6 protein-coding genes are annotated in these 7,680 nt (G+C 36.0%); 1 reads left to right on the top strand and 5 read right to left on the bottom strand.

The features are described from left to right. Window positions 1–1,963 (bottom strand): STT3 domain-containing protein (locus tag ACKI2P_RS07290; protein ID WP_407376386.1); only part of this gene is annotated, 1,963 nt, incomplete at its 3' end. A 244-nt stretch (window positions 1,964–2,207) separates the two neighbouring features. Beyond that, on the bottom strand, window positions 2,208–4,361 hold the full coding sequence (topA, locus tag ACKI2P_RS07285; RefSeq protein WP_407376385.1) for a DNA topoisomerase I: 2,154 nt from the start codon (window positions 4,359–4,361) through the stop codon (window positions 2,208–2,210). Window positions 4,362–4,541: 180 nt separating this feature from the next. On the opposite strand from topA, the gene ACKI2P_RS07280 reads away from it, so the two are divergent. Beyond that, a complete protein-coding gene (locus tag ACKI2P_RS07280) occupies window positions 4,542–4,994 on the top strand; it encodes a deoxycytidylate deaminase (RefSeq protein WP_407376383.1) in 453 nt (150 codons plus the stop codon). 111 nt (window positions 4,995–5,105) lie between these two features. On the opposite strand, the gene ACKI2P_RS07275 is transcribed toward ACKI2P_RS07280, so the two are convergent. The 3 genes from ACKI2P_RS07275 to ACKI2P_RS07265 are packed head-to-tail and all read right to left on the bottom strand — an operon-like array spanning window position 5,106 to window position 7,506. Beyond that, window positions 5,106–5,267 carry a hypothetical protein gene (locus tag ACKI2P_RS07275; RefSeq protein WP_407376382.1) on the bottom strand — a complete coding sequence of 54 codons (162 nt, stop codon included), beginning with the start codon at window positions 5,265–5,267 and terminating at the stop codon, window positions 5,106–5,108. A gap of 42 nt (window positions 5,268–5,309) precedes the next feature. Beyond that, on the bottom strand, window positions 5,310–6,947 hold the full coding sequence (gene serB, locus ACKI2P_RS07270; RefSeq protein ID WP_407376380.1) for a phosphoserine phosphatase SerB: 1,638 nt from the start codon (window positions 6,945–6,947) through the stop codon (window positions 5,310–5,312). Between the two features lie 13 nt (window positions 6,948–6,960). After that, window positions 6,961–7,506, bottom strand: a complete 546-nt coding sequence (locus ACKI2P_RS07265; protein WP_292785350.1) for a TATA-box-binding protein — start codon at window positions 7,504–7,506, stop codon at window positions 6,961–6,963. Window positions 7,507–7,680: the final 174 nt, after the last annotated feature.

The raw sequence follows: 7,680 nt of genomic DNA, 5'->3' as shown, positions 1-7,680 counted from the left end.
GCTCACAGAACGACATGGCTACGATCCGACTTAGTGTACCTGTTGAATCCAGCATTCTGAAAATACCTGCAGACAATTCCAGATTATCAGTTGTCATCGCCTGACCCAGCCAGAATGCGCGGTCACCTGATTGAGAACCCCCATCGAATGTTACCTGTCTGTCGGCAGCAATCTCAAAGAGGTACCCGAAGTCCCACCAGGATGTGATTACAGTATCGTTAGCTGTGTTCTGATTTACCCATTCCATTGCATTCCACATTCCATCACTGGTACCAGGTACAACACCTGATGATGTCTGATAAGCACCGCAGATGGTAGGTGAAATCAGGGCAAGAATAAGCGCGATAATGATTACATATTTTTTGAGTGGCACTTTTGTACTTGCGCTGGATTTGAGAGCGTATACTGAAACAAGTCCGATTATGACAATTGCTAAAAACAGTATGATTCCGTAGATTGAGTTGATTTGAGCCAATGGAATTGCTGCTAAAAATGCAGTGACAAATACTATTCCTAAAATGACATTGTCGTTTTTCAACTTGTTTTTAATGTAATCGATTGCAAATCCTACGAATATACCTGTCATAAGGCCGAAAGGCAATACAATTGTGGTAATGAACCTTGAACCTCTACTTACTGCAAGAGCGGTGATTATAACCCACACGACAAACAGACATGCGTAGAGTACGGTAATCTGTTTGGAAGCTAAAAGCTCATCGGTTGAACCGAAGCTGAAGTTGCCTATATTGAGTTTGAATTTGCGTTCATCGTCAATCTTTTTAGCGGATGATAACCTTTTACCTTTAGGAGGTTTTTTAGTGGTTGCGCCAGGAGATTTGAGTTTGATTTTCCTTAATTTGAATACCCTTTGTACTAAAATATATAATACTGTTAAACCTGTAAACAGAATGGTAATACCACCAAGACCATTTACTACACCTTCAGTATTAGCTAAAAATGCTGAAGCCATTCCAGGTCCAAGTAAATTAGGCAATTGCATCTCTGCAACAGAAACAAGTACGTTAGGGAAACCACCAACTACCCTAGATGCAGACTGCAGTGAAAGTAAACCGACTAATGAACTAAATATACCGGTTACTCCATCGAAACCTTTGAAAAGAGCAAGACCCGCAAATCCTACAATACCTAAAATGACAATTGACAGTACAGCGTTCTGGCGTATGAACCACGCAATCTTGCTTGAATATTCATCCTGATTGTCATCTCCGACATTAAATATATAACAGGCAATCAGATAGACAATTGAGAATATTCCCATAAGACCTATGTAAAAGATATAACCAGTCCATGAAATTGAAAACAGTCCTATTGACAGAATTGATAATACTGCGAACAGTACCTTGAATATAATATTTTTTGCCCGTATACATTCTACAAAGAAGAATATGAAGAACAGGGAAAATATGTAATAGAACATATCTGTATCGAAAAATCCAGGGAATGTGTGTCCGAAGTAGTTCGGCGCAAGAACTATCAGCACTGTTGCTACAATAGCTCCATAATCGTTAGTCAGCCTTCTTGCAAATATAAATGCCGGAATGACAGCAAAAGTAGATATGACTGCTCCGGTCCAGAATGCAACTTCCCTAAGTGAATGGTCAGCGAAGAATCCGTGCAAGAAGTTCGTAATGTATACAATACCCAGTTCGTAATTAATCTTATTTCCAGTAGGAGCGTACCTGTGCATATCCCACTCGCTACCGTTAACCATTTCATCCCCTACAAAACCGTGATCTGCGTAATCTTCTGTCAGCCTTAAGTTATAATATGAATCCATTTCACTGAAATAAGGAAGGCCTGAAGAATCAACATATTCTCCTCTGAGATCTCCAGAAAGATTACTCAAATCAGCCGCAGGGACTTTTAATGCAAAGACAACAGCTAATAAAATCAAAATAATGACGATTGATTTAGCTATTGTTTTAGTTGTTTCTTTATTCATCAAAATCCTCGTTTAATTTGTTTATAAAATTTCAAACATAATAATAAAATTTATTTCTCTATTTAATATCGATATTAAATAAAAATATTAATAAAATGAATAATATTTTTATTAAGATATATTTATATTTTTTAACATTATTAAGTATTTGCATACATGCAATATTAGAAGAAAATTCTTTTTATTTTAAAAAAAATAAGCAGACAAAATTGCAAAAAAAGTAAAAAAAAAGTGATGGGAAAAACTATTTCAATTTTGAGTCAAGCTCTTCAAGGGAGCATGTGAATCTGCATTTAGGAAAACCGCTGCATCCTACAAACTCACCGTATCTTCCTGAACGCTTGAGCAAATCCTTACCGCAATCAGGACATTCGCCCACCACCTTAGGATCATGAGGTTTGGTTTTTTCCTTGCCGCAGTTGGCATCAAGACACGCCCTTTGGCGAGGCTTTCCGAATGAAATGATTGGAAGACCGCATTTTTCACATGTCTTTTTAAGGAAATGTGTTCCCTTTGGAATTGAATATATTGTGGTGCAGTCAGGATAATTGGAACATCCTACAAATGAACTTTTGGTTTTTGCAGAATATCTTTTAATCAGTTTTCCGCCACAGGTAGGACAAGTTCCGACAACATTACTTGCCTGATAAGCCTCATAAAGCTTGGAACCTATTCCTTTCATGTTCTTGTCAATATCTGTCAATATTTCACGAACATCCTTTTCACCTTCGCCGACAACACTTTCTTTTGTTGTCTGGTCCTGGTTTATTCCTTCAAGCTTGTTTTCCAAATCTCTTGTAAGCTCTTCGGAGGTCAAGTCATTACAGTAGGTGTTCAATGTATCAATCAGGTTCTCACCGAGTTCATTGACTTCAATCTGTGTACCGTTGATGTATTTTCTGTCATAGAGCTTGTCGATGATATCCGCACGGGTCGCCTTGGTTCCGAGATTTTTCTTTTCAAGCTCCTTGATAAGTGATGCCTGATTGTAACGGGCAGGAGGTTTGGTTTCCTTCTCTTCACTTATTAATTCCTTGACGCTCATAAGGTCACCTTCCTCAACGTCAGGGAACTTTTCGTTGTCAATCTTTTTGTAAGGGTAGTGTTCCATCCATCCTTTATGGGTGACTCTCCTTCTTGAGAATTTGAACTTTTCACCTTCGATATCCAAAAGAGTCCTCATGGACTCGAATTTGGCTGATTCGAAAAATACTGCAATGAACCTGTAGACAATCAGATTATATATTTTTTGTTCATCCTTGCTCAGGTTTGTAGGCAGAATTCCGGTCGGGTGAATCGGAGGGTGAGCCGCATCGTCTTTTTTACCGTTGTGCGGAACAAGTTTGGACGGAAGCTGGTCAATGTGCTTTTTGAATTCATTGTTTGCAGACAATTGCTTGAAGATGTCCTTGAATCCAAGGCTTTCAGGCAATTTTTGAGAGGAAGTACGTGGATATGAAGTATATCCTGCACTGTATAAATTTTGAGCCGCAATCTGGGTTCTTTTTGGTGAGAATCCAAATACAGTATATGCTTCCGCCTGAAGGCCGCTTAAGTTAAATGGGACGGGAGGTTTGGTGGTTGAGTTGGAAAATGTAATCTTGTCAACTGTCGCATCCTTTCCGTTGCACTTGTTGAAAATCTCTTCAGCACGTTCACGGTCGAAGATATTACCGTCAACATGCTTGATTTCAATGTCCTCAAAGTCAAGGATTGCCTTAATGTTCCAGAAAGGTTCAGGCACGAAATCGCGAATTTCCTTTTCACGATTGACCAGAATGGATAAAGTTGGAGTTTGAACTCTTCCAACGGATAATTTTAAAAATCTGTGTTTGGTCTTTTTAACACAGTCAGAAAGGGCTATGGAAATGTTCATTCCGAAGTAATAGTCAAGTATATGCCGTGCAATACCGTTGTCCACCTGATGCATGTCAATGTTTATCCTGTTTTCATAGGCATCGATGATGTCCTTTTTGGTCAATGTTGAAAACTTCATTCTTGAAGACTTGTTAAGTGACTCCTCACCGCATGCATATTTTAAAGCATTGTACCCTATCAGTGTTCCTTCAACATCATAATCGCAAGCATGAATGTATGAATCGGCGTTCTTACCGAATTTTTTAATGGCATTCAAATAGTTTTTGGTAAATGCGCTGCTTTTGCTTGCCTCATGGGCAGGAACCCAGTGAAGATCAAAAGAAACCTTGTACTTTTGCTTTTCAGGAACCAGAGAATACAAGTGTCCGACACCGGATACAACTGTAATATCTTTGGAACCTCTTTTAAGTTCCCAATATTTAACTTTCTTGTTGTACATCTTCTTTTTAGCACTTGGTGAAAGTGCTTTGGCGATTTTTTCAGCAGAACTTGGCTTTTCGCAAATAATTACTTCATGCATTATACTACTACCCTCTCTTAAAATTTTTTTACAAAATATTTTAAAGAAATTTTTAATATAAAAATATTACTATTTACCAAAAATTTTTTACAATAACAAAAATTGCAAAATTAATTTTGACAATGCATAAATTATTTAATCCAATCTGCAGATAATTTATATTATTAAAGGAGATATGATATGTCAAATGAAAACAATGCAAACCGTATGAGCAAAAACGAGTATTATCTTGCAATAGCCCTTGCAGTATCAAAAAGAAGCACTTGCCTTAAAAGAAGATATGGTGCCGTAATCGTCAACAACGACGAGATAGTAAGTACAGGATACAACGGAAATCCAAGAGGCGAGGATAACTGCTGTGACAGGGGAAATTGTCAAAGAATGAACCTTCCATCAAATTCCGGAAATTACAACGACTGTTTTTCAGTTCATGCCGAACAGAATGCGATGATCAGCGCAAGCAGGAATGAAATGCTTGGTTCAACCATCTATCTGGCCGGGGAAATGTATGCTGACGGTGACTGGGTAGACATAGAAGATGCTGAACCTTGTCCAATATGCTTCAGAATGATTAAAAACTCAGGCATTGATAGAATAGTCAGTAAAAAAGGAATTTTAAAACTGCACGATTAGTTTAAATATAATTATCTCATTAATTTGATATGAGTTATGCAGGATAATGCCGTTGGTTGAAATTAAATATTATTTTGCTGAAAAATAGAATATAAAATAAGTAAAATAAAATTATTCTTTTTTGGAATCCAAATCTTCCTGATAAAAACCATAAAAATCAGCACAATAATCACAGATTGGGAATTGTCCATTTCTGTAATACGCTAAATCTGAATTGGCCATATCAAATTCTTTTCCACAAATAAAACAAGTTTCGATTTTTTCTTCAGCCATAATTATAACCTTAAAAAAAATAAAAAAATAGAGGTTAATTGCTTAACCTATATTGTATTTTTGCAAGAGTAAAATCTCTTCAGTGGAAACTTTTCCACCTTGTTTGAATTTAGCAAAGATTTCTTCAGCTCTTTCTTTTTCTTCACGGTTTTTGTTACCGCCAGAACCGCCTTTGTTATCGGATTTCCTTTTCTTAGGTCTGTTGGAACCTAATTTTTTGTTGATAACATGGATGTCGCTTAAGATAGCTTTAAATTCTTCATGTTTAGCGGAAGCGTTTTTACGTGCTTCGATGAATTTTTTGTGAGCTTCGTCAGCTGCAGTTCTGATATCATCAGTTTTTCTGAAGTAAGTAAGCATTTCTTCGTGAGCTTCTTGAGCTTGTTCGGAAAGTGCAATAACTTTTTCATGTTCTTCTTCAGATACTTTTTTAAGTTCTTGAGCTTCAGTTTTAACGGATTCATCTTCATGAATTTCCATTAATTGTTTTCTGAGATCGTTTGCATTTTTAACAAGTTGATTTTCTTTTTTGATGTCTAAAACGCGAGTTTCAATGATTTTATCAATCTTTTTGATTTCATTTTCTATTTTGATTTTATCGCGTTTACCTGAAGACCATTCAAGAGTTTTGATTTTGTTGTTTGCTTCATTACGTGCTTTTTTAGCAGCTTCAACTTCTTTGTTGATTTCATTACGTTGGTTCCTGAACTCAATAGCTTTATTTAAGTTTTCTTTTAATGATGCGTTTAATTCATCACGGATTTTACGTTGTTCTTTAGCTATTTTGTTGAATTCTTCTCTTTCATCAGCAACTTTGGAGATTTCAGCTTCTTTTTCATCTTTTTGTTTTCTTACACCTTCCATGGTGTCAGCAAGAACAAATTCGGATTTAGGAAGTTCTTTTTTATCTTCAGGTTTGTCTTCGCCATCTTCTTCAGAAGTTTCGGTTTCTTCACTTGCAACTTCTTCTTCAGCAGCTTCAGCAGCTTCTTCTTCAACTACTTCTTCAGTTTCTTCGTCGTCAACAGCTTCAGTTTCTTCTTCAGTGGTTAATTGATTAAGGATTTCATCTAAGACTTTGGTCAAGTCTTTTTCATCTACTACAACATCAGCAATTTCTTTTACGGAATCTTTTGCATTGAATGCAATTCCGCAGCCTGCTGATTCAATCATGGAAATGTCGTTAGCGCCATCCCCAACAGCAACTACTTCTTGACAAGTAATTCCTGCTTTTTCAACGTGGTCTTTTAAGACATCTAATTTGGAACCAGATACTAAAGGACCAGTCACTTCACCAGTTAATTTACCATCTTCGACTGTGAAACTGTTAGTGTAAACGTTTTCAACACCGAGTTTTTCAGATACTTTATCAGCCACTACATCAAAACTACCACTAATGATAGCTACATCAACATCATTTTCTTTTAAGGTTGCGATAGTTTCTTCAGCACCTTCCATCAATGGAAGATCGTCAGCTAATTTCTCAATGTCTTCAATAGAAGTTCCTTCAAGAAGTTGAACTCTGTCTTTAATAGAAGTTTCAAAGTCAATTTCACCTTGCATAGCTTTTTCAGTAATTTCAGCTATGTCATCTTCAACATTTGCTAATTTCCCAATCTCATCTATCGCTTCTCCATCAATAATAACGTTATCTAAGTCAAATACTACAAGTTTAATCAATAATACCACCTAATTATATTAAATCTAGCTCACTTAATCTGTCGTAAGCTCTTTCGACACCTAATTTAGCGTCGCTTCGGGTTTTAGCTCCAGTACATACAACTTTACCAGAACCAAATAATAATAAGACCACTTTAGGGTCAGATAATCTGTATACTAAACCAGGGAATTGTTCTGGTTCATATTCAGTATCTTCGAGTTCTAAAGCTACAGCCTCTAAGTTTAATGTGGATTCTAAGTTTGCAGAAGCCACAATGTTTTGAATTTTAATTTCAAATTCTTCAGGAATGTCTGTATCGACAGTCCTCATTAAATCTACAGTCTTTTTGATTGCCAATTTGGAATCATCTATAGATTTCGCTCCAGTACAAACAAGCTTACCAGAGCTAAAAATTAATGCTGCTGTTTTAGGATCTTTAAGTTTAAAAACTAATCCCGGAAACTGTTCACGATTAAAATTAACCCCTTCTAAAGCTTGAGACACTTCAGTAAGAACGATGTCTTTACCAATGCTTGCAGAAGCAACAATGTTTTCAATTTTTATGTCAACATCGGTCAATTTAAAACCTCCATAAGTTATTAAAAGTAGTTAGTAAAATTTAAGAAAACAAAAAATTAGTTAAATTTTTACTAATAAAATATTTAATTCAAATAGTATATAAATGTAGTGATTTTATGGAGATTTAAAAAAAAATTCAAAAAATCCCAAAATTTAGAAAATTTGACATAACCC

Source organism: Methanobrevibacter sp., assembly GCF_045541095.1.
Classification (GTDB): Archaea; Methanobacteriota; Methanobacteria; order Methanobacteriales; family Methanobacteriaceae; genus Methanocatella.
Note: the sequence above shows the minus strand (reverse complement) of the source record. Positions and strands in the feature narration are given on the sequence as shown.

Excerpts from the sequence above, each read along its gene's own strand:
- topA (WP_407376385.1), bottom strand. The coding sequence starts at position 4,361 with ATGCATGAAGTAATTATTTGCGAAAAGCCAAGTTCTGCTGAAAAAATC.
- ACKI2P_RS07280 (WP_407376383.1), top strand. The coding sequence starts at position 4,542 with ATGTCAAATGAAAACAATGCAAACCGTATGAGCAAAAACGAGTATTAT.
- ACKI2P_RS07275 (WP_407376382.1), bottom strand. The coding sequence starts at position 5,267 with ATGGCTGAAGAAAAAATCGAAACTTGTTTTATTTGTGGAAAAGAATTT.